The sequence below is a fragment of the Actinacidiphila epipremni genome (genome assembly GCF_012034175.1).
Taxonomy (GTDB): domain Bacteria; phylum Actinomycetota; class Actinomycetes; order Streptomycetales; family Streptomycetaceae; genus Actinacidiphila; species Actinacidiphila epipremni.
The window spans coordinates 104,105-125,836 of sequence record NZ_JAATEJ010000024.1; the positions used below are offsets into that span (position 1 = coordinate 104,105).

The window sequence follows — 21,732 nt, forward strand, 5'->3', positions numbered from 1 at the left end:
CGACGCCGCTGAACCGGCGTCCGGGGGATGTGAACACGGTGGAGGGATAGGCGGATCGGGCATCGCTCCCGCCGGGCATGGCGGGTGACGACCGGGGGGTCGGGCGGCGGCGCGCTGGGAAGGTGGCGTCCGTCCGACTTACTGGGTTGTCGGATTGCTGGGTGGCGGCGGCCCGCTGGGTGACAACTCACCGGGTGGCGGAGCCGCGCGGTCGCGGCTAGCCGGTGGGCTGTGCCGCTTGCGCGGCTTCCCTCGCCCTGGCCCTGACGAGCACGAGCGTCGGCTCCTTGTGCCGGCGGACGGCCGCCTCGATGGCTTCGCGGGGTGCGTTCGAGCGGATCAACCGGATGAGGTCCTGGTGTTCCTGGACCGACTGGTGCGAGCGCCGCTGCACGTCGAAGAACAGCGAGCGGCGGCCGATGTACGCGCGATCTGCCGTTCTGTGCAGCAGGTCGAGCAGCCACGCGTTGGGGCAGCGCTCGTAGCACGCGTGGTGGAAGCGGCGGTTGTGCCGGCTGACCTCGGCCAGGTCCCCGGCCTCGTCGGCGGCGATCATCGCCTCGTTGACGGAGTCGAGGACGGCGAAGTCGTCCTCGGTGAGAAACGGAGCGGCCAGCGCGGTCGCCGAGCCCTCCAGGATCGCCAGTGCTTCGAGGGTCTCACTGAGCAACTGGTAGTCCATGCCGATCACGGTGGCCCCGACATTGGCCTGATACGAGATCAGGCCGTCGGCTTCCAGCCGCCGCATCGCCTCGCGCACCGGGCCGATGCTGATCCCGGCCTCCGACGCGACCTGGCTCGCGGTGACGCGCGCCTGGGGCGGGTAGCGCCCCGACAGGATCGCGGACCGGAGAAAACGCAGGGCCTGGATGTCCTTGCTTTCTTTGCTCTCCCTGCTCATGGTCACCCGGTCGGCGGTCACGCGGCTCACCTCCCGGGGCGGATGTTAGAAGATTTTGTTGAAGGCGACGTTAGGACTGCCCTTCGAACGTGTCAACGGGTCGGTCCGAACAAGGTGTGAAAGCTGACGGGGGAGCCGGGCCACGGGGCCGCACCTTATGTGCCGCTGCGCTCGTTACCCGTGCATGAAGAAGCTCCTCATCGCCTCTGTGCTGACCCTCGCCACTGTCGCCCCGGCGGTCCCCGCGTACGCCGCCTCCGCCGGTGGTTCCGCCCCGAGCAAGAGCCTCAGCAGCGGCGCGGGCAAGGTGCCGAAGTCGACGTCGGTCGCCGGCGAGCTGAACAGCGGCATCCAGGGCGTGAGCGCGGAGATGTTCATCGGCATCAAGGACACCCTCGTCGAGATCTGGGACCAGGCCGGAACGAGCTTCCCCGACGACAATTTCGTCGTGGCGATGGCCAAGGAGTACGTGTGCGGCGTCAAGCGCCACTTCGACCTCGTCCCGAGGGACAGCCGCTGCAACAAGTGAGGCACCCGGTCGCGTCGGCCCCTGCCGACACCCGGCCCACACCTCCAGCCGGCTCGGCTACAAGGATCCCGACGGTCCGTACGGCATCCACCGGCAAGGGCGCCGCGCACCGGCTGTAGGGGCTTGGCCGGGCGCATGACGTCCTGGTGGCGCGGAATCCCATGCCGGGTCTCGCAGGCGTCGTCTAGGGTCGGGGAGCATGCGGCTGGTCGAGACGGAGATAGCCCGGCAGGTCTGGAAGGGCATGTCGTGCGGGTGCGGCGACTCGGCAGAGCACCTGGCCGGGGATCTGCTGCAACTCGCAGGCGGGAGATTCCGTCAAGAGCCGAGCCACGTCGGCTTCGAAGGGCATGTCTGGTCTCCGGCGGTCCTGTGGGAGCCGGCCCCCGCGGTGACGGCCGTCGCCCTCGCCGCCCTCGCGGACGATGTCCCAGCAACGGCACGCGAGTGGTTCCTCGACCTCCTCCAGCGCATGGTGGCGGGCGAGGCCACGGATCACGCGTCCGCCCGACGGGGACTCGACCTTCCGGAGCTGTGCCGGGACCTTGCCGTACGAGGTCTCTGGCTGCTTTACGAGGAGGTGATGTCGAATCGGTCCTCCGGGTCTGCCGGCACCGCCTTCGAGATCCTGACAGTGGTGGAGCCCGACAGGGCTCGCCTGCACCATGTCCGGGAGATCGCGGCCGACTGGCTGCCCCTGTGCTGCCGGACCGGCCAGTGCGACGACGCGTGGCGCCCAGTGGCGGCAGCCGGCCGGGAGGGGGATCCCGGCGCGAAGGCCGGCCCGCCGCCGCTGTGACGTGTCGTGCAGCTGCCTTGACGTGGCCGCCGAACCGTTGGTTTTCCGTGAGCCGTACGGGCAGAGGCCCGAAGCGCGCCGATCGGATGGTCTGACGTTCTCTTCACGCTGCCCTGTCAGCGGCTGACGGCGGTTGCTCGGGTGCGGGGTGACCGGGTCACCCCGTCCTGTCGACGATGACGAACTCGCCCGCACCCCGGCCCGCCCGCGTCCGACCCCTTGGCAGGATTGTCAGACAGTCATATAGTCAGGCAATCGATCGCGGGAGCCGAGCCAAAGGGGGCGATATGGCGATCAGTCATGCCATCCCGTCGGGGTACATCACCGGCGAGCGGAGGCACCCGTGACCGAGTACGAGATCGTCGTCGTCCGCTACGGGACGCGGCAGACGGTCCGCAGTGAGGTCTTCCTCAACTACGGCCTCTACGGCGAGCCGGACGCGCCGATCGGCATGGACTACTTCTTCTGGATCGTCCGCAACGACGAGCACACCTTTGTCGTGGACACCGGCTTCAGCCGGGCCGGCGGGGCGAACCGCAAGCGCACCACGCTCATCGACCCCGTCGAGGCGTTCGGCGCGCTCGGTGTCCAGCCGGCCGACGCGCCCACGGTGATCGTGACGCACGCCCACTACGACCACATCGGCAACCTCGACCACTTCGACCGCTCGCCGGTCGTGCTGGCCCGCGCGGAGGCCGAGTTCTGGGCCGGGCCGCACAGCCGCCGCGTGCAGTTCCACCACTCCGTGGAGGACGCCGAGCTCGCCGGGCTCGCCGCCGTCGTGGACAGCGGCCGGGCCGTCCTCTTCGACGAGCGGACCACCGTGGCCGACGGCATCGAGGTCATCCGCGTCGGCGGCCACACCCCCGGCCAGAGCGTGGTCCGCGTCCGGACCGCCGCCGGCCCCGTGCTGCTCGCCTCCGACGCCGTCCACTACTACGAGGAGAGCGAGAAGGCGATGCCCTTCGTGTCGGTCGCCAACCTGGTCGACATGTACGCCGGCTTCGACACCGTCGAGGCGCTGGCCGCGGGCGGCCAGGTGGTCAGCGGCCACGACCCGGGCACCCTGGACCGCTTCGGCCGCGACGGCGGCCCGCTGGGCGACGCCACCGCCGTGATCGGCAGGGCGCGGATATGAGCGGGGCACGCTTCGAGGGCAAGGTCGCCGTCGTCACCGGCGCCGGGGGCGGCCTCGGCCGGGGCAGCGCGCTGCGGTTGTCGCAGGAGGGCGCCCGTGTCGTCGTCGTCGACATCGACGAGGTCGCGGCCCGCCGCACCGCCGCAGAACTGCCCGGCAAGGCCGTCGCCGTGGCCGCCGACGTGGCCGACGAGGAGGCGACCGCCCGCTGGGACGCCGCCGCCGTCGACGCCTTCGGCCGGGTGGACCTCTACCACCTCAACGCCGGGATCTTCGGCACCTTCGCGCCGCTGCCCGAGCTGAGCGCGGCCGAGTTCGACCGGGTGCAGGCGGTCAACGTGCGCGGCCAGTTCCTCGGGCTGCGGGCCGCCTTCCGGCGCTTCGCCGCCCAGGGCGGCGGCGGGGCGATCGTCCTGACCGCCTCCATCGCGAGCCTGACCGGAAGCGCCGACCTGCTGGCGTACCAGACCTCCAAGCACGCCACGCTCGGCCTGCTGCGCGGGGCCGCCCTGTACGGCGGGCCCATCGGGGTGCGGGTCAACGCGGTCGCCCCCGGCATCGTGCCCACCGACCTGTTCGCCGCGGCGGCCGGCGCGGTCGGCGGCAAGAACGACATGGAGCGGCGGGCGTCCACCACGCCGCTGCGCCGGGCCGGGACCCCGGCGGACATCGCGGCGGTGACCGCGTTCCTGCTCAGCGAGGACGCGGCCTACATCACCGGCCAGGTGGTCTCGGCCGACGGCGGCGCCAGCGTCGTCAACACCGTGCGCCCCTCGGGCGGCGCCGGGGCCTGGCCCACCCACGAACTGGACGAAGCGCTGTACGGCACCGCGGTGCCGGCCGGCGCAGACGGAGGGACGGTATGAGCGGACGGATCGGATTCATCGGCCTGGGCAACATGGGCGGGCGGATGGCCAGGCGGCTCGTGGAGAGCGGGCACGAGGTGCTCGGCTTCGACATCCGGGAGGGCCTTGCCGCCGACGTGGGCGCGCAGCCCGCCGCGAGCGCCGGCGAGGTGGCCGCCGCCTGCCGCACGGTGCTGCTGTCGCTGCCCGACAGCAAGGTGATCGAGAAGGTCGTCGGCGGCAGGGACGGTGTGCTCGCCCACGCCCGCGACGGCCAGGTGGTTGTCGACCTCAGCACCGCGAACCCGGCCTCCACCCGGGAGCTCGCCCGGCAGTTCGCCACCAGGGGCGCCGCCTTCCTCGACGCAGGCATATCCGGCGGCGCGGCTGCCGCCGACAAGGGCGCGCTCACCCTCATGGTGGGCGGCGACCCCGAGGCGCTGGAGGAGGTCCGCCCGGTCCTGGACGCCTTCTCCTCGCAGATCTTCAGCCTCGGCGACAGCGGCGCCGGGCACACCGCCAAGGTCCTCAACAACTTCCTCAACGCCGTCGCGCTCGCCTCCACCGCCGAGGTCATGGTCGCCGGCAAGAAGGCGGGCCTGGACCTCGCGGTCCTGCTCGACGTGCTCAACGCCAGCTCCGGCGTCAACTTCGCCACCCTCAACCGCTTCCCGCGGATCATCACCGGCGACTACCTGGAGGGCGGCCTGACCAACGCCCTGATGATGAAGGACGTCACCCTCTACGCCGACCTCGCCGCCGCCCTCGGCGTCTCCTCGCTCAACGCCGGCGGCCCGCTGGCCAGTTTCGGGCTGGCGAACGGACTCGGCTACGCCGACCGGATCAGCAACACCGTCGTGGACGCGATCGGCGACATCTGCGGCGGGGTGCGGCTGCACACCGCGCCGGCCGAAGGGGGAGCGGCGTGATCATCATGCCCGGCCGCTCGGCCCAGCTGCCCGACTCCGCGCAGAAGTCCGACACCTTCACCGGCACCGTGTGGGCCGACCCGGTGCTGCCCGCCACCGACGGCGTCGTGATCAACACCGTCTTCTTCGCCCCCGGCGCCCGCACCTTCTGGCACCACCACGAGCACGGCCAGATCCTGCACGTCCTCGCCGGCTCCGGCCTGGTCCGCAGCGACGGCGGCCCGGTGCAGCCGCTGCGACCCGGCGACGTGGTGTGGGTGCCGCCCGGCGAGCGGCACTGGCACGGCGCCGGCCCCGGCTCCTATCTCGTCCATCTCGCCATCTCGCTCGGCACCACGGTGTGGGCCGAGGAAGTCGCCGGTGCCCAGGGCGCCGGCCCCTGCCCCATGTGAGGACTCCTTCGATGACGACACAGGCAACGCACGCCGAGACCTACGAGCGCGGGCTCGACCTGCGCCGCGCGGTGCTGGGCGCCGAGCATGTCGACCGGTCGCTCGGCCAGGTCAGCGACTTCACCCGCCCGGTGCAGGAACTCGTCACCGAGTACTGCTGGGGCGCGGTGTGGGGCCGCGAGGGCCTGGACCGCAAGACCCGCAGCCTGCTCAACCTCGGCATGCTCACCGCCCTGAACCGCTCGCACGAACTGGCCGTCCATGTGCGTGGCGCCCGGACCAACGGCGCCTCGGTGGCCGAGATCCAGGAGGCACTGCTGCAGACGGCGATCTACGTCGGCGTGCCCGCGGCCCTGGAGTCCTTCCGTGTCGCGGAGCAGGTGCTCAGGGAACTGGGCGAGGTCGGGGAGGCCGGCGATGAGTGAGGCGCACGAAGAGGCCGGGGGCTCCGCGGGAGCGGGAGCCGCGGGCGCCGGGGGATCCGACGCGGTGGCCTTCGTCGGCCTCGGCAGGATGGGCCTGCCGATGGCCTGCCGGCTGGTCCGGGCGGGCGTGCCGGCGGTCGGCTTCGACGTCGGGCCCGTAGCCCGCGACGCCTTCGCCGCCGCCGGGGGAGCGGTGGCGGACTCCGCGGCTGCCGCGATCGCCGGGGCCGGGACCGTGATCCTGATGCTGCCGGACTCCGGCGTGGTCGAGTCGGTGCTGGGCGACCCGCAGGTGGCCGCGGCGCTGCGGCCGGGCACGACCGTGGTCGACATGAGCTCCTGCGAGCCCGCCCGCACCCGGGCGCTGGCCGAGCGGCTGGCCGCGGCCGGCGTGGCGATGGTCGACGCGCCGGTCTCCGGCGGCGTGGCGCGGGCCGTCACCGGCGAGCTCGCGGTGATGGTCGGCGGGCAGGACGCTGACGTGGCGCGGGTCGAGCCCCTGCTGAAACGTTTCGGCACTCTGTTCCGCTCCGGCGGCATCGGCAGCGGCCACGCCGTCAAGGCGCTCAACAACCTGATGTCGGCCACGCATCTGCTGGTCACCAGCGAGGCCCTGCTCGCCGGCCGGCGGTTCGGCCTGGACCCCGCCCGGGTGCTGGAGATCGTCAACGCCTCCAGCGGACGCAGCGGTTCCACCGAGAACAAGTGGCCCCGCTTCGTGCTGCCCGGCAGCTACGACTCCGGCTTCGGCCTGCGGCTGATGCTCAAGGACATGCGGATCGCCGTGGACCTGGCCGAGCAGGTCGGGCTGCCGAGCCGGCTGGGCGCGGACGCCGTCGCGGTGTGGACCCGGGCCGCACAGGAGCTGCCGGCCGACGCCGACCACACCGAGATCGCCCGCTGGCTCGACGAGCACGCCCCGCCGTCCCCGGCCGCGTGACCACCGTCCCCGTACCGGCAGCCCCGGCGGCCCCCTTCCCGACCGGGCCGGGGCGCCCACCGCACGAGAAAAGGCACACCATGACACTCACCGCCCGCCAGGAAGAGATCAAGGCGCGGTTCATCGAGGTACGCGGGACATGGAGCCCGAGCTGGGAGTCGGTCCTGCGCCTCGACGCCGAGTTCCTCCTCGCCTACCTCGACTTCTCCGCCGTCCCCTGGCGGCAGAACCACCTGACGCCCCAGGTGAAGGAACTGATCTACATAGCCGTCGACGCCAACGCCACCCACATGTACCTGCCCGGGGTGCGCCAGCATGTGCGCGCCGCCCTGGACGCCGGCGTGCCGCCGGCCCAGATCATGGAGGTGCTGGAGCTGTGCGCCACGCTCGGCATCCACGCGATGAACATCGGCGTGCCCGTGCTGGTGCAGGTCCTCCAGGACAAGGGCCTGCGCACCGGGCCCGCCCCGCTCACCGAGCGGCAGGAGCAGATCAAGGCCGACTTCACCGACAACCGCGGCTACTGGAACCCCTTCTGGGACGACATCCTCGAACTCGACCCCGAACTCTTCGCCGCCTACACCGAGTTCTCCTCGGTGCCCTGGCGCAGCGGCTCGCTGGAGCCGAAGGTCAAGGAACTCGTCTACATCGCCTTCGACACCGCGGCCACCCACCTCTACACCCTGGGCCTGAAGGCCCACATCGAGAACGCCCTGGGCTACGGCGCCACCCCCGAGGAGATCCTCGAGGTGATGGAGATCGCCTCCGTCCTCGGCATCCACGCGGTCACCGCCGCGGCGCCTATCCTCGACGAGGTCGTCGACGAGGTACGCACCTCGCAGCGCGGCGGCGGGACCGGGCGATGACGGCGACCCCGACCGGCCCCGCGGCCGGCCCCGCCGACCAGGCCGGACCCGCGCAGCAGGGCAGCGGCAAGAAGCAGCCCCCCGCGGACCTGTCCGGCACCGCCCCGATCCTCCTGACCCGGCATGGCGACCGGATCGCCCGCATCACCCTGAACCGGCCGCACAAGCGCAACGCCCTGGACCGGCAGGCCCGCCAGGCGCTGCGGGACGCGCTGGAGCAGTGCAGGGACGCCAGCGTGGTGGTGCTCACCGGAGCCGGCGGCACCTTCTGCGCCGGCATGGACCTCTCCCAGCTCGCCACCAGGTCCCGCGGCGACGAGGACGAGCTCAACCACAGCTGGCGGATGGTGCAGGAGGACATCCGGCACCACCCCGCCATCGTCATCGCCTCGGTGGCCGGCTACGCCCTGGGCGGCGGCGCCACCCTGATCAACACCTGCGACCTGGCCGTCGTCGCGGAAGACGCGCGGATCGGCACCCCCGAGATCGGCTTCGGCTTCTACCCGGGCCTTGCCGGGCCGGCCGCCCAACTGCGGCTGTCCGCCAAGCGCGCGGCATGGATGGTGCTCACCGCCGAGCGCATCGACGGCCGTACCGCCGAGGCGTGGGGCATGGCCAACCTCGCCGTGCCCGCCGACGAGTTGGACGCGCGGACCCTGGAACTGGCCGAGCGCGTCGCCGGGTTTGACCCGGTCGCCCTGGAGTGGTCGAAGAAGGCGCTCTGGCAGATCCCGATGCAGATCGGCGAGTGGCGCGCGGCCCTGGAGTTCGGCGCGTACGTCAACGCCGAGATCCACGCGCGCACCCGCTCCCACGAGGGCGCCCTGGACGGCTTCCTCGGCGGCGTCCGCCACCCCGGGCAGGGGGCCGACCGATGACCGCGGAACCCACCGCCCCCGCGCCGCCGCGCCCGCTGCGGGTGCTGGAGCTGACCGAGAGCGTCGCCGGCGGCGTGTGCGGGCGGCTGTTCGCCGGCCTCGGCCACGACGTCGTCCGCGGCGCCACCGACCCCGCCGACCCGCTGCGGCACCGCACCCCGGTCAACCCCGACGGCCTGTCGCTGGAGTTCGTCGCCGTCCACGCGGGCAAGCGCGGCCTGACCGCCGTGGACCCGGCGGGCCGGCTGCTCCCGGACGCCCGCGGCCTGCTCGACGACGCGGACGTCCTGGTGCTCGACGCCACCCCGAGCCGGGCCCGCGCGCTCGGCGTGGACCCGCACGAACTCGCCGCCGCCCACCCGGAGCTGGTCGTCGTGTGGATCACCGGCTTCGGCCCCGGCAGCCCGTACAGCGACCTGCCCGCCGACAGCCTGCTCGCCGAGAGCTACGGCGGCCTGGCCACCATGATCGGCGAGGCCGGGCGGCAGCCGCTCGCCCTCGGCGGCGAGCAGGCCGCGCACTGCGGGGCCGTCACCGGCTTCCTCGGCGCGATGCTGGCGCTGCTGCGCCGCGATGCCGGGCAGGGCGGCGACCTCGTCGAGGTGGCGCTGTGCGACGTGGCCGCGTACATGGACTGGAAGGGCGACGTCAACTGGTCGATGACCGGCACCGCCCCGGGCCGCGCGGTGCGCGACGAGGGCGACTGGCGGCTGGTGCGCGCGGCGGACGGATGGGTCGGCTACATCTTCCTGCCCCGGCACTGGCCCGCGGTGGTCGAGCTGGTCGGCGACCCGGCGCTGCGCGACCCCGCGCTCGCCTCGCAGGACGAGCGCACCGCCCACCCCGAGCGCTGGTGGCCGGTGATCGAGCGGTGGACCGCGCAGCTGCCCGCGCAGGAGGTCTACGCCCGCGCCCAGCAGCTCGGCCTGCCCTTCGGCTGGGTGGCTCGCACATCCGACCTCGCCACCTGCGAGCAGCTGGCCGGCCGCGGCTTCCTCGACCAGGGACCGGCCGCCCGCGCCGGGAAGGTGCCCGCCGTCGGCGGCCCGCTGCACGGCGCGGGGCTCGGCTGGGCATCCGGCCCGGCACCGGCCGCGAACGCGGGCACCGCCGGCTGGCTGCCGCGCGAGGAGCCCGCCGCGCACCCGGCCGCGGCCGGCCGGCTGCCGCTGGAGGGCGTCGTCGTCCTCGACTTCGGGACGATCACCGCGGGCGCCGCGGTCACCCGGTTGCTCGCCGACCACGGCGCCACGGTGCTGAAGGTCGAGTGGACCGACCGGCCCGACACCTTCCGCACCTGGAAGCTCACCGAGTCCCAGCTGCGCTCGGGCACGCCGCCCACCTCGCCGTACTTCCCCTCGAACAACGTCGGGAAGCTCGACGTGGCGATCGACCTGAAGACCGCCGAGGGGCAGCTGCTGGTGCGCGAACTGGCCCGGCACGCCCACGTGGTGGTGGAGAACTTCCGGGTAGGCGTGACGCGCAGGCTCGGCATCGACGCCGCGACGCTGCTGGCGGAGAACCCGCGCCTGGTGTACCTGTCGCTGTCCAGCCAGGGGCAGCAGGGCCCGGAGTCGGGCAACCGCTCCTTCGGCTCGACGCTGGACCTGCTCTCCGGCCTCGCCTCCGTCACCGGCTACCCCGACCGCGGCCCCACATGGTCCTCCTACGAGGTCAACTACCCCGACCAACTGGTCTCCCTCATCGGTGCGGCGGCCGTGGCCTACTGCGTGCAGCAGGATGTCACCGGGGCCGCACTCGACCTGTCCCAGCGCGAGGCGGTCAGCTGGACGCTGTCGGCGCAGATCGCCGACCACGTCGTCAACGGCCGCGACGCGCAGGTGACCGGCAACCGCAGGCCCGGGGCGGCGCCCCACGACACCTTCCCGGCCGCGGGCGAGGACCGCTGGCTCGCGGTCGCCTGCACCACCGACGCCCACCGCGCGGCACTCGCCCACTGGCTCGGCCGCCCCGGCCTCGCCGCGCGCGGCACGCACTGGTGGGACGGTCCTGAGGCGGCCTCGCTGGTCGCCGCCGCGACGGCCGCGCTGCCGCGCGACGAGGCCGTGGCCGCGCTGCTGGCCGCCGGCGTGCCCGCCGTGCCGGTGCTCACCGCCGCCGACCGGGCGGCGACCGCGCGGTTCACCGAGCGCGGCGTGACCCTCGGCGGCGACGGGCCGCCGGTGAAGGGCTCCCCGATGGTGTTCGCCCGCTACGCCCCGGCCGTGCGGCCGGTGGCGCCGGCGATCGGCGAGCACACCCGGGAGGTGCTGACCGGACTGGCCGGCCTGGCACCCGGCGACGTACGGCGCCTTGAGGACGCCGGCGCCGTCCACTGCGCCCGGCCGGCGGTGCCGGCCGGGGAACCGACGGACGCAAGGAAGGTGAGAGCCGGTGGCTGACGCGACGAGCACCGTGCGCGGACTCATGGCAGCGGAGATGACCGCCGTCCCCGCCATGGTGATCCGGGGCGGCACCAGCAAGGGGGTCTACCTGCGCGGGCGCGACCTGCCCGCCGACCGCTCGCTGTGGGGCCCCTACCTGATCGACATGTTCGGCGCCCGCGACACCCGCCAGATCGACGGGATCGGCGGCGCGATGCCGACCACGAGCAAGTGCTGCATCGTCGAGGAGAGCGCCCGCCCGGACGCCGACGTGGACTACACCTTCGCCCAGGTCGGCATTGGCGAGGAGCGGGTCTACTGGGACTTCAACTGCGGCAATCTCACGCCCGCCGTGGGTACGTACGCGATCCTGGCCGGCCTGGTGCCGGCGGTCCCGGGGCGCACCAGCGTGCGGGTCTACCAGACCAACACCCGCATGCTCCTGACCGTCGACGTCCCGACCGGACCGGACGGCAGCCCCCTGGTCGCGGGCGACTTCTCGATGGCCGGGGTGACCGGGCCGGGGGCGCCGGTGACCACCGACTTCTCCCGGGCGATCGGCGCTTCGCTGGGCGGCGGGCTCTTCCCGACCGGCCGGCGCACCGATGTGATCACGGTGCCGGGCGTCGGCGAGGTGACCTGCTCGATCCTGGACCTGGCGAACATGTGCGTGTTCTTCCGGGCCGAGGACGTGGGCCTGACCGGCCTGGAGATGCCCGCGCAGGGCCCGCTGGGCGTCGCCGAGCGCTTCCACGCGGTGCGCCGGGCCGCCCAGGACCTGCTCGGCGTGGACCACGCCACGACCACGCCCTGGCCGGTCGGCTTCACCGCGGCCCGGGACTTCACGCTCTACGGCGGCGGGGACCTCGCCGCCGCGGACTACGACGTCGCGGTGCGGTTCGCCGGCATCCAACCGATGCGCGACACGCTCCACGAGGCGTTCCCGGGCACCGCGAGCTGCTGTACGGCGGTGGCCGCGGTGGCCGAGGGCACGGTCGTCCACGACCTGTACCCGCGGCGCAAGGAGGGCAGTGTGCTGCTCGCCCACCCCTCGGGCGTCTCGGTGGTCGAGGCGGCTGCGCACGAGGAGGGCGGCCGGTGCGTCGTCGACGCGGTCCGGATCGCCCGCACCGCCCGGCCGATCATGCGCGGGGAGGTGTTCGTGCGGAAGGCGGAGGTCGAGCGGCTGTGCTCGGTGATCCCCGCCGAGGACCGCATCCGGTCGGCGGTGCCGCCCGCCGGGTCGGCCCTCGGGTAGCCGCTGGGCCATCGCACCACGTCAGACCTATTGCTGTGCCTCCGTCCTGGGGCTACAGTCGGCACACTTCATAAATTGTCAGCCTGTCAGACAATCTCTCAATCCTTCCCCATCCTCCCCCATCCTTTCCAGGGACCTCGATGGGATGCGAAAGTCCACAAGGAGTCGGTGATGGCAAGACGTCACAGCGGACGGGTCGGTTCACGGCTCGCCGCAAGCGCCCACGAGCGGTCCGGCACGCGCAGGGGCGTGCTCGCCGCCGTCGTGGCCGCCGCTGCCCTGGTCCTGAGCGCCTGCGGCGGCTCGGGGTCGGGCTCGGGCAGCTCGGCGAGCGGTGACATCACACTGGGCATCTCGGTGCCCCTGAGCGGCGCGGTCGGCTCCAGCTGCGCGCCGATGAACAAGGCGATGCTCGCCTGGTTCGACCACGTCAACGCCCAGGGCGGCATCAACGGCCACAAGATCAAGGTCGACAACCGTGACGACGGCTACGACGCGGCCCGCGCGGTCACCAACACCAAGGCGTTCATCGCCGAGAAGGTCGCCGCGGTCACCGGCCAGTGCGGCAGCCTCCAGCCGCCGGCCCAGCTGCCGCTGCTGAACGCGGCCAAGATCCCGTTCATGTACGTCTTCGGCGCCTCGACCACGCTGCTGAAGCCGCTCAGCCCGATGTACTTCAACCTCATGCCGACCTACGGCAGCCAGCTGGTCGCCGAGATCCCCTGGGTCTTCCAGCAGCACGGCCCCGGCACCGTCGCCCTGATGAGCACCGTGACCCCGGACTCGCCCACCACCGCCAAGCAGGTCGAGGCCGCGGTGAAGCAGGCCGGCGGCACCTTCGTCGGCGACTACACCGCCCCGCCCGGCACCGCGGACTTCTCGCCCCAGGTGCTGAAGATGAAGCAGAAGCACCCCGACTACGTGGTGCTCGACCAGATCCCGCAGGACGCCGCCCGGCTCACCCAGGCGATGACCGACAACGGCTTCGCACCCAACAAGTTCCTGGTCGGCTCCAGCGCGGTCTCCCAGCAGACGTTCCTGGCCGGCGTCTCCGCCGCGCTCCAGCCCAAGCTGCTGGTCGCCTCCGACACCATCGCGCCCGCCAGCGCCGAGGGCACCGACTGCGTCACCGTGCTCAACGCCGCCAAGATCAAGGTCGAGGGCGTCACCCTGCGCGGCTGCGGCACCGCCCAGGTCGTGGAGTCGGTGCTCAAGGCCGCCAAGCAGCCGGTCTCCAGCCAGAGCGTGGTGGCGGCGATGGAGAGCATGGCGCAGGTGAAGGCGTCGGAGATCTACCCGCCTGTCTCCTTCTCGGCGACCAACCACGTGGGGGTCTCCGACCTCTACGTCTTCGGCGTGAAGAACGGCGCCTTCTACCAGGCCGGCTCGATCGGCGGATGACGGACCGAACGCAAGGACGCACGGCGGCGCGGCGGTGCGGGCCCCACCGGGACCCGTACCGCCGCCCCCGGCGAAGTGGGAGAACGACATGGGACTTGCTCTATCGGTCATCGTGAGCGGCATCGCCTTCGGGCTGCTCATCGGCATGCTGGCCTTCATCCTCGTCTTCCTCTACAAGACGACAGGAGTGGCCAACTTCGCCGTCGGCAACATCGGCATGTTCGAGACGTTCATCGTCTACGAACTGTGGAAGGACGGCATGGGCCTGTGGCCCGCGGCCGGCATCGGCCTGGTGTGCAGCGCCGTGTTCGGCGTACTGGTCTACCAGGTGGTGCTGCGGCCCTTCGGCGGCGGCCAGGCGAACACCCTGGTGCGCACCGTCGCGCTGTTCCTGCTGCTGGCGGCGATGGCGGACGTGTTCTTCGGCCGCGACCAGCCGTACCACTTCCCGTCTGTGCTGCCCGGCGGAGGCACCAAGGTCGGCGGGGTGCTGCTGCGCTGGTCCGACCTGATCACCGTGGGGATCGTGCTGGTGATCGTCACCGGCTTCGTGGCGATGTTCCGCTACACCCGCACCGGCCTGCAGTTCCTGGCCGTCGCGCAGCGCCCGGAGACCGCGCGGCTGCTGGGCGTGCGCGCCCAGCGCCTCTCGACGATCGCCTACATGCTCGCCGGCTGCCTGGCCCTGCTCATCGGCCTGCTGCTCGCCCCCAAGCAGCTGCTCTTCTCGCAGATGATGAACCCGATCCTCCTCTTCGCCTTCGCGGCGGCGGTCGTCGGCGGGTTCACCAGCCTCGCGGGCACGTTCGTCGGCGGCATCATCATCGGCGTCGCCACCGACCTGGTCTCCACCTACTGGGGCAGCGACCTGACCCTCGCCAGCGCACTGGCGATCATGCTGCTCACCCTCGCCGTACGCCCCAACGGGCTGTTCGGCACCGCCCAGGTGCGGCGGCTGTGACCGCGCGCACCCGAAACCGCAACGACCACCGGGGAGTTGAACCATGCTGACGCGAGCCAGGGACGACGTGGGACGGCCCGCGCTGCTGCTTCTGCTGCTGCTGGCGCTCGCACCGCTGGTGGTGACCGGAGTCAGCGACCAGGGCATCCTGGTCGTCGCCATGATCTACGCCGTCGGCGCCGTCGGCCTGGACGTGCTCACCGGCTACTCGGGGCAGTTCTCCTTCGGCCAGTTCGTGTACTTCGCCATCGGCGCCTACGTCATGGCCGCCGTGCGGGTCCACGCGCACTGGCCGTGGGTGCCCGCCATCATCGCCGGCGTGCTGGCCGCCGCGCTGGTCGCCGCCGTGATCGGTTCCCTCTTCGTACGGCTGCGGTTCTTCGGCTCCGCGGTCGGCACGTTCTTCCTGGGCGCGGTCGCGGTGGACCTGATCAGCGGCTCGCGGCTGTCGCACTGGACCGGCGGCTCCAACGGCCTGGCCGTGCTGCCCGTCACCATCGGCGACCACAGCCTCTCCGAGGGCGACTGGCTCTACTACACGGTGTGGATCGCGCTCGCGCTCAGCGTCGCGCTGTGCCTGCGCTACACCAAGGTCCGCGCCGGCATGGCCGCCCGGGTGGTCAAGGAGAACGAGGTCGTCGCCGCCGTCCTCGGCGTGCGGGTCTTCCGCGAGAAGGTCCGTGCGCAGGCGCTGGCCGGGGCGGTCGCCGGGCTCGGCGGGTGCATGCTGGCGCTCGACGTCGGCTACCTGTCGCCCGACACCTTCGGCATCAGCCAGTCCATCGAGCTGTTCGCGATCGTCGCCGTCGGCGGCACCGGCAGCATCGTCGGACCGGTGCTGGGCGCGGTGTTCTTCTTCAGCCTCGTCAACGGCTTCGCCTCCACCTCGGCGTCGGCCTCCCAACTGCTGTTCTCCCTGGTCGTCCTCGCCGTCGTGGTGCTCTTCAACCGCGGCCTGTACGACTTGGTCGAGCAGGGTGTGCGCAAGCTGCTCGCCCTGCGCGGGAAGGGGGTGCCCGTCGCCGAGCCGGCCGCGGGACCGGAGGCGCAGGCCGCACCGGCCGCATCAAGCGGACCGGCCGCAGTCGCCGGGCACCCGGCGCCCGCCGTCCGTACCGAGGTCCGCCCGCGCGAGGCCCGCCCGGTCCCGCAGGGTCCGCCGCTGCTCCTCCTGGAGGACATCGGCGTCGACTTCGGCGGTGTGCGGGCGCTGGGCGGGGTGGACCTGAGCGTCGCCCGCGGCGAGGTGCACGCCATCATCGGCCCGAACGGGGCCGGCAAGACCACGCTGCTCAACTGCATCAGCGGCATCCAGCCCGCCACCGGCCGGGTGGTCCTGGACGGCGACGACGTGACCGCGCTGCCGGTCTCCGTGCGCCGCGCCCGCGGCATCTCGCGGACCTTCCAGCACCCCTCGCTGGTCGCCGACCTCACCGCGCGGCAGAACGTCGAGGTGGGCGCCTACGCCACCCACGACGGCTCGGTCCTGCTGGAGATGGCCGGCCTGCCGGTCACCCGTAAGCGCGACCGCGTCGCCCGCGAACGGGCCCTGGCCGCACTGGAGCTGCTGGACTTCCCGAAGTCCCGCTGGGACGTGCACGCGGGGGAGCTGACGATGGGCGAGCAGAAGCACATCGACATCGCCCGCGCGCTGGCCAACGAGCCCGAGCTGCTGCTCCTCGACGAGCCGACGGCCGGGCTCGGCGAGGAGGAGATCGGGGCCGTCGCCGGCGCCATCGAGGGAGTACGGCGGGCGGGCGTGACCGTCCTGGTCATCGCCCACCACGTCGGCTTCGTCCGCAGGATCGCCGACCGCTGCACGGTGCTGGACTTCGGCCGGGTCCTCACCTCGGGCACGGCCGCCGACGTCCTCACCGACGACCAGGTCGTGGACGTGTTCGTAGGAGCCGGAGGGAAGTCATGACCGCGGTGAGCGAGGAGAAGGCGCGCCAGGAGCAGGCGGGCGCGGGCCTGAGCATCGAGGACCTGCATGTGCGCTTCTCCGGCGCGCGGGTGCTCGACGGGCTCTCGCTCGCCGTCGCGCCCGGCGAGATCGTCGGCCTGGCCGGCCGCAACGGCGCCGGCAAGACCACCACGCTGCGCGCCATCTCGGGCCTGGCCACCCGCAACCGCGGAGTGGTCCGGCTGGACGGCACCCCGCTGCCGGCCCGGCCGGAGGCGGTCGCCCGGGCCGGCGTCGCCCATGTCCCGGAAGGGCGCGGGATCTTCGCCGACCTGACGGTCGAGGAGAACATCCGGCTCGGCATCGTCCGCAAGGTGCCCGCCGAGCAGACGCTGCGGGGCGCGCTGGAGGAGGCGTTCCCCGCGGTCGTGCGGCTGCGCGACCAGAAGGCCGGTCGGCTCAGCGGCGGCGAGCAGCAGATGGTCGCCCTCTTCCGCGGCCTGATCGGCAGCCCCCGGGTGCTGCTGGTGGACGAGATGAGCCTCGGGCTGTCGCCCCGCGCGCTGCGCACGGCGATCGAGGCGCTGGCCGCGCTCGGCCGCGCGCACGGCATCGGCGTGCTGGTCGTGGACCAGAACAGCCGGATGCTGCACGAGCACTGCGACCGCGTCTACCTGCTGGGGGACGGGCGGGTGCGGCTGTGGGAGGACGCCAGCGACATCGCGTCGGCGTACTTCGAATGAGCGCACGGGAGCCGTCGCCGCCGGTGGCTGCCGCGTCCGCCGTGGAAGGGCGGCGGAGCGGGCAGCCGCGGGTGGCGGCCACGGACCGCGCAGGCCCTATGCTGGGTGGGCGCACCGGCTCATTGTCAGACAATATTTGAGTGCAGCTCGGCGTCCCCGGATCCGCCCGCCGGCACATGGACGCCGGCACGCGGGTGGCGGCACATGGAACGCCGGCACCAAGGCGCCGAGGCCTCGGGACGAAGGACACGGCCGCAGAAGGCCACCGTTGGGAGGACACAGCGTGGGATCGGACAAGAGCACGGCGGGCACCGCGGTCGGCAGCGCGGCCGGCGCGCCCTTGACGGGCGCCCGGATCGGCCGCGTCGCGGCCCCGATCCGCGAGCAGGTCCTCGATGTGATCCGGCAGGGCATCCTCGACTTCCAGTTGCGGCCCGGACAGCGGCTGATCGAGCGGGAACTGATCGAGCAGCTGGGCGTGTCGCGGCCGACCATCCGCGAGGTGCTCTCCCGCCTGGTCGCCGAGGGGCTGGTCACCATCCAGCCCCAGCACGGCGCGACCGTCGCGGTGCTCTCCCCGGTCGAGGCCGAGGACATCTACGAGATGCGGGTCCCGCTGGAGGTGCTGGTCATGCAGCGCTTCGTGAAGCGGGCCACCGACGAGGAGATCGCCCAACTGCGCGGCGCCCTGGGCCGGATCGAGGAGATCACCGAGGCCGGCTCGGAGACCCAGAGCCGGCTGCGGGCCAAGGACGACTTCTACCAGATCGTCTTCGAGGGCGCCCGCAGCCCGGTCCTCGCCCAGACGCTGCAGACCATGCAGGGGCGCATCCGGCTGCTGCGCGCCACCTCGCTGGCCACCGCCGGGCGCCCGGAGGCGTCGCTGGAGGAGATCCGCCAACTGGTCGGCGCCATCGAGCGGCGTGACCTGGACGCGGTGGCCGCCGCGGCGACCGCCCATGTGCGCAACGCCGCCGCGAGCGCGCTGAGCCAACTCGCCGAGAACGAGGCGGAGACCGCCCAGCGCTAGGTGTTTCTGTCCGGGGCGGACGCCTCCGCCGGCAGGCACCCGAAAGCCCCCAGGGGCGGCGGCTCGGGAAGCGGCGGCCCGGCATCGTGCCGGGCCGCCGCTCCGCCCGCTCGGCGCCCCCCGCTCAGCCGTCGGCCGACGGCGCCCAGCGGACGAAGGTCACCTCGTCGTCGGCCGGCTCGAACACGGCGGTGACCGCGCGGCCGATCACCATCTCGGCCGGGTCGCCGCGCATCAGGCCGTACATCTTCAACCCGCAGGTGAGTTCCACCAGGCCCACCACATAGGGCAGTTCGTCGGCGAAGGCCGGGTCCAGGGCGCGGTGGTAGGTGGCGTAGCTCCACAGGGTGCCGGCCGGCTCCACCTCCTCCCACGCGAACTCGGCGTGCTGGCACTGCGGGCAGACCGCCTCCGGCGGCCACAGCCGGTAGCCGCAGGAGGTGCAGCGCGGGACGGTCAGCCGGCCCTCGCGGGTGGCCGCCCAGAAGGGCGCGGTCACCGGGTCGCAGAGGTCGGGCAGGGGCTTGGCCGGCCTGTCGGCCTGCTGGGACGACTTGGACGGCTGGGACGGCTGGGACGTCGCGCTCATACCGCACTCCGGGTGGACAGGATGGTGGCGGCGCCCTTCCAGAAGTCGTGCGTCTGGGCGTGCAGGGCGACTTCGGCCCCCGGGACCTGCCGGTCCCCGGCCTCGCCCCGCAGTTGGGCCACCGCCTCGTACAGGTGCATCCAGTTGTGCGTGTAGCTCTCGGAGAGCTGCCCGCCGTGGGTGTTGACCGGCAGCCGCCCGCCGGGGCGGGTGTGCCCCTCGGCCAGGAACGGGCCCGCCTCGCCGAGGCCGCAGAAGCCGTACCACTCCAGCATCTGCAGCACCCACACCGAGGTGCCGTCCTGCAGGTAGGCCAGGTCCATGTCGTCCGGTCCCAGGCCCGCGTTGCGGTACACCTGCCCGGCGATGGAGCCCAGCCACGGGCGCATCAGCTTGTCCTCGTTCTGCTCGTTGCGGATCGCCGAGCGCTGCGCCATGCCCAGCAGGTGCACCGGCTTGGCGTGCAGATCGGCCGCGCGCTGCGAGGAGGTCACGACGAAGGCGGCGCCGCCGTCGGAGATGACCGTCAGGTCGGCCCGCCGCAGCGGCTCCACGACGTAAGGCTGCGCCAGGTAGTCGCCGATGCCCATCGGGGAGCGGAAGACCGCGCGCGGGTTGAGCGCCGCCCACTCCCGCTGCGCGACGCTGACCCACCCCAACTGCTCCTCGGTCGTCCCGTACAGGTGCATGTGGCGCCGGGCGGCCATCGCGGCCGGGCCTGCCACGTGCAGGAACCCGGTCAGGGCCGCCCACTGCGCCGAGCCGCCGATCGGGCGGGAGAAGCCGATGCGCGCGCTGCGGGCGTTGGTCCCGTAGGTCAGCAGCACCGTGCTCGCCAGGCCCGAGCGGATCGCCATCGCGGCGAGGTGCAGCGAGAAGCCGGCCATGCCGTAGTCGAGGGTGGTGCTGTAGTCGGGGTTGATCCCGAGCAGCGGGCCCATACCCTCGTCGGTGCCGTGCGCGGTGAGCGGCGCCTTGCAGGTGATCAGGCCGTCCACGGCCGACTTGTCGATCCCGGCGTCCTCCAGCGCGGCCACCGCGGCCCGGACCGCGATGACTTCGGGTGACTCACCGGGAATCTCCCCTTGCTCCGTGGCGCCCGCGCCGATGATTGCGGCCCCGGGGGGCGGCCCGATTCCTGAACCCACACCCGACTCCCTCTGTCAGTTCGTCCGACTGTCAGACGATAATATCGGCAAGGGTCCCGCCGGCACCATGCCCGAGCGGGAATCCATGGGCGGTACGCCGCAGGTCACGGCCGGGCGGCGGCGCCGCGACCGCCACACGCCACGGGGGTGCAACGGATGACATCGGACGAACCGCACACGCCACCGGCGCCGGGCGCCGCGCCGGACGGCTGGCGGCCGACCGCCATCGGCCGCGTCTCCACACCGCTGCGCAACCAGGTGCTCGACATCCTGCGCCGCGAGATCCTCGACCTCCGGCTGCGTCCCGGGCAGCGGCTGATCGAACGCGAACTCATGGAGCGGCTCGGGGTGTCCAGGGCCACGGTCCGCGAGGTGGTGGTCCGGCTGGAGTCCGAGGGCCTGGTCACCTCCGTCCCGCAGCGCGGCGCCATCGTCACCGTCCTGACCGTGGGCGAGGCCGCCGACATCTACGAACTACGCGGCGTCCTGGAGATGCTCGCCGCCCGCCGCTTCACCGAGCGCGCCACCGGCGCGCAGGTGCGCCGGTTGCGGGAGGTCTACGACGACCTCGCCGCCGCCTCCGCGCCCACCGACGACACCCTCGGCCCGCTGCGCGCCAAGGACGCCTTCTACGCCGTGCTGCTGGAGGGTGCCGCCAGCCCCGTCCTCACCTGGACCCTCACCGGCCTGCAGAGCCGGGTCCGGCTGCTGCGGCAGACCTCCTTCTCCGTGCCCGGCCGCGTCCAGCAGAGCCTGGCCGAGATCCACACGCTGCTCTGCGCGATCGAGGCCCGCGACCCGGACGCCGCAGCCGAGGCCAGCGCGACCCACATCCGCAACGCCGCCCGTATCGGCCTCGCCCGCATGTCGCACACGCCACCGCCGTAGCCGCACGGCGGTGGACCTGCCGTCGTGGAGCCCACGCGGACCGCCCCGTTGAGGCGGCTCCTGGTCGAGGTGTGCGGCCTGAGCGTGTGGTGGGCCGTATGCTGCGTGGCTCGATGGGGCGGTTCGCGGGAGCGGGGGAGGGGTGCCGTGAAGGTGTGGGTTGCGGGTCACAGGTGGTGGGTGCTGGGGGCGGGGGCGTTGGTCGTCGCCGCCGCCGTCGTGGTGGGCGTGGTGCTGGCGGGCGGTGGGGGCTCGCACGGCCGTACGCTGCCGCCGGCCCGGGCGCGGGTGTATACGGACCAGCAGGCGTGCCTGCTCACCGGGGAGAAGGGGACGGCCGACCCGGCGGCGGCCCCGGTGTGGGCGGGGATGCAGGACGCCTCCCAGCGCACCCGGGCGAAGGTGACGTACCTGGCGATGGCGGGGGAGCAGAGCGTGGGCGCCGCCGGGCCCTACCTGGCGACGCTCGCCGGCCGGAAATGCACGGTCGTGCTGACGGTGGGCACCGCGCCGGACGGCGCCGTCGCGGGAGTCGCGCCGGAGTATCCCGGGATCCGTTTCCTGGTGGTCGCGGCAGCCGGCGGCGGCCACGACGGCGCCAACGTCACGACGGTCGCCGGGACGCGTACCGCTGTCGGCGCCGCGGTGGAGGCAGCCCTCGGGCGGTGAGCCCGAACGCCCCGCGGCCAGGCCAAACCTGACGCCGCGTAAAGATCGCCCGTGGATCTAACCGGACATCGGGGCGTATTTCCCCCTCTATTGTCATGTGCCGGCAAAGAGTGTCA

The 21,732-nt window shown here is 72.9% G+C and carries 22 protein-coding genes; 19 read left to right on the top strand and 3 right to left on the bottom strand.

Annotated elements, in window-relative coordinates; translation table 11 throughout:
• Positions 1–217 precede the first annotated feature (217 nt).
• On the bottom strand, positions 218–922 hold the full coding sequence (locus tag HCN08_RS25915; RefSeq protein WP_167985663.1) for a GntR family transcriptional regulator: 705 nt from the start codon (positions 920–922) through the stop codon (positions 218–220).
• 163 nt (positions 923–1,085) lie between these two features.
• On the opposite strand from HCN08_RS25915, the gene HCN08_RS25920 reads away from it, so the two are divergent.
• From HCN08_RS25920 to HCN08_RS26000, 17 genes are all read left to right on the top strand, one after another.
• Positions 1,086–1,430 carry a hypothetical protein gene (locus tag HCN08_RS25920; RefSeq protein ID WP_167985664.1) on the top strand — a complete coding sequence of 115 codons (345 nt, stop codon included), beginning with the start codon at positions 1,086–1,088 and terminating at the stop codon, positions 1,428–1,430.
• Between the two features lie 199 nt (positions 1,431–1,629).
• Positions 1,630–2,229, top strand: a complete 600-nt coding sequence (locus HCN08_RS25925) for a hypothetical protein (RefSeq protein ID WP_167985665.1) — start codon at positions 1,630–1,632, stop codon at positions 2,227–2,229.
• Positions 2,230–2,572: 343 nt separating this feature from the next.
• Positions 2,573–3,367, top strand: a complete 795-nt coding sequence (locus tag HCN08_RS25930; RefSeq protein ID WP_167985666.1) for an N-acyl homoserine lactonase family protein — start codon at positions 2,573–2,575, stop codon at positions 3,365–3,367.
• Positions 3,364–4,233, top strand: coding sequence for an SDR family NAD(P)-dependent oxidoreductase (locus HCN08_RS25935; protein ID WP_167985667.1), 870 nt, complete (start codon positions 3,364–3,366; stop codon positions 4,231–4,233). The genes HCN08_RS25930 and HCN08_RS25935 overlap by 4 nt, the downstream gene beginning before the upstream one ends.
• Positions 4,230–5,141: an NAD(P)-dependent oxidoreductase gene (locus HCN08_RS25940; RefSeq protein ID WP_167985668.1), complete on the top strand. Its 912-nt coding sequence runs from the start codon at positions 4,230–4,232 to the stop codon at positions 5,139–5,141. Before HCN08_RS25935 ends, HCN08_RS25940 begins: the two co-directional genes overlap by 4 nt.
• Before the next feature lie 5 nt (positions 5,142–5,146).
• Positions 5,147–5,533 (top strand): cupin domain-containing protein, encoded by a 387-nt coding sequence (locus HCN08_RS25945; RefSeq protein ID WP_167985701.1) that lies wholly within the window; start codon positions 5,147–5,149, stop codon positions 5,531–5,533.
• 11 nt (positions 5,534–5,544) lie between these two features.
• Complete coding sequence (pcaC, locus tag HCN08_RS25950) at positions 5,545–5,958, top strand: 4-carboxymuconolactone decarboxylase (RefSeq protein WP_167985669.1); 414 nt, start codon at positions 5,545–5,547, stop codon at positions 5,956–5,958.
• Complete coding sequence (locus HCN08_RS25955; protein WP_167985670.1) at positions 5,951–6,898, top strand: NAD(P)-dependent oxidoreductase; 948 nt, start codon at positions 5,951–5,953, stop codon at positions 6,896–6,898. Before pcaC ends, HCN08_RS25955 begins: the two co-directional genes overlap by 8 nt.
• An 80-nt stretch (positions 6,899–6,978) precedes the next feature.
• Complete coding sequence (locus HCN08_RS25960; RefSeq protein ID WP_167985671.1) at positions 6,979–7,764, top strand: carboxymuconolactone decarboxylase family protein; 786 nt, start codon at positions 6,979–6,981, stop codon at positions 7,762–7,764.
• Complete coding sequence (locus HCN08_RS25965) at positions 7,761–8,642, top strand: enoyl-CoA hydratase/isomerase family protein (protein ID WP_167985672.1); 882 nt, start codon at positions 7,761–7,763, stop codon at positions 8,640–8,642. The genes HCN08_RS25960 and HCN08_RS25965 overlap by 4 nt, the downstream gene beginning before the upstream one ends.
• Positions 8,639–11,044 (top strand): CaiB/BaiF CoA-transferase family protein, encoded by a 2,406-nt coding sequence (locus HCN08_RS25970; RefSeq protein ID WP_167985673.1) that lies wholly within the window; start codon positions 8,639–8,641, stop codon positions 11,042–11,044. Before HCN08_RS25965 ends, HCN08_RS25970 begins: the two co-directional genes overlap by 4 nt.
• The gene (locus HCN08_RS25975) at positions 11,037–12,284 is read left to right on the top strand and encodes a PrpF domain-containing protein (RefSeq protein ID WP_167985674.1); all 1,248 of its coding nucleotides are present in this window, start codon (positions 11,037–11,039) and stop codon (positions 12,282–12,284) included. The genes HCN08_RS25970 and HCN08_RS25975 overlap by 8 nt, the downstream gene beginning before the upstream one ends.
• A 171-nt stretch (positions 12,285–12,455) precedes the next feature.
• The gene (locus tag HCN08_RS25980) at positions 12,456–13,685 is read left to right on the top strand and encodes an ABC transporter substrate-binding protein (RefSeq protein ID WP_167985675.1); all 1,230 of its coding nucleotides are present in this window, start codon (positions 12,456–12,458) and stop codon (positions 13,683–13,685) included.
• A gap of 88 nt (positions 13,686–13,773) precedes the next feature.
• Positions 13,774–14,646, top strand: coding sequence for a branched-chain amino acid ABC transporter permease (locus HCN08_RS25985; protein WP_167985676.1), 873 nt, complete (start codon positions 13,774–13,776; stop codon positions 14,644–14,646).
• A gap of 43 nt (positions 14,647–14,689) precedes the next feature.
• Positions 14,690–16,570, top strand: a complete 1,881-nt coding sequence (locus tag HCN08_RS25990) for a branched-chain amino acid ABC transporter ATP-binding protein/permease (protein WP_167985677.1) — start codon at positions 14,690–14,692, stop codon at positions 16,568–16,570.
• Positions 16,567–17,292, top strand: a complete 726-nt coding sequence (locus tag HCN08_RS25995; protein ID WP_167985678.1) for an ABC transporter ATP-binding protein — start codon at positions 16,567–16,569, stop codon at positions 17,290–17,292. The genes HCN08_RS25990 and HCN08_RS25995 overlap by 4 nt, the downstream gene beginning before the upstream one ends.
• A gap of 283 nt (positions 17,293–17,575) precedes the next feature.
• Positions 17,576–18,322, top strand: a complete 747-nt coding sequence (locus HCN08_RS26000) for a GntR family transcriptional regulator (RefSeq protein ID WP_167985679.1) — start codon at positions 17,576–17,578, stop codon at positions 18,320–18,322.
• 124 nt (positions 18,323–18,446) lie between these two features.
• On the opposite strand, the gene HCN08_RS26005 is transcribed toward HCN08_RS26000, so the two are convergent.
• A complete protein-coding gene (locus HCN08_RS26005; RefSeq protein WP_167985680.1) occupies positions 18,447–18,911 on the bottom strand; it encodes a Zn-ribbon domain-containing OB-fold protein in 465 nt (154 codons plus the stop codon).
• Positions 18,908–20,059 carry a thiolase C-terminal domain-containing protein gene (locus tag HCN08_RS26010; RefSeq protein WP_206319245.1) on the bottom strand — a complete coding sequence of 384 codons (1,152 nt, stop codon included), beginning with the start codon at positions 20,057–20,059 and terminating at the stop codon, positions 18,908–18,910. Before HCN08_RS26010 ends, HCN08_RS26005 begins: the two co-directional genes overlap by 4 nt.
• 156 nt (positions 20,060–20,215) lie before the next feature.
• On the opposite strand from HCN08_RS26010, the gene HCN08_RS26015 reads away from it, so the two are divergent.
• Together HCN08_RS26015 and HCN08_RS26020 are read left to right on the top strand one after the other, a co-directional pair.
• The gene (locus HCN08_RS26015; RefSeq protein ID WP_167985681.1) at positions 20,216–20,947 is read left to right on the top strand and encodes a GntR family transcriptional regulator; all 732 of its coding nucleotides are present in this window, start codon (positions 20,216–20,218) and stop codon (positions 20,945–20,947) included.
• 147 nt (positions 20,948–21,094) lie between these two features.
• Positions 21,095–21,616, top strand: coding sequence for a type 1 periplasmic-binding domain-containing protein (locus HCN08_RS26020; RefSeq protein ID WP_167985682.1), 522 nt, complete (start codon positions 21,095–21,097; stop codon positions 21,614–21,616).
• Positions 21,617–21,732 lie beyond the last annotated feature (116 nt).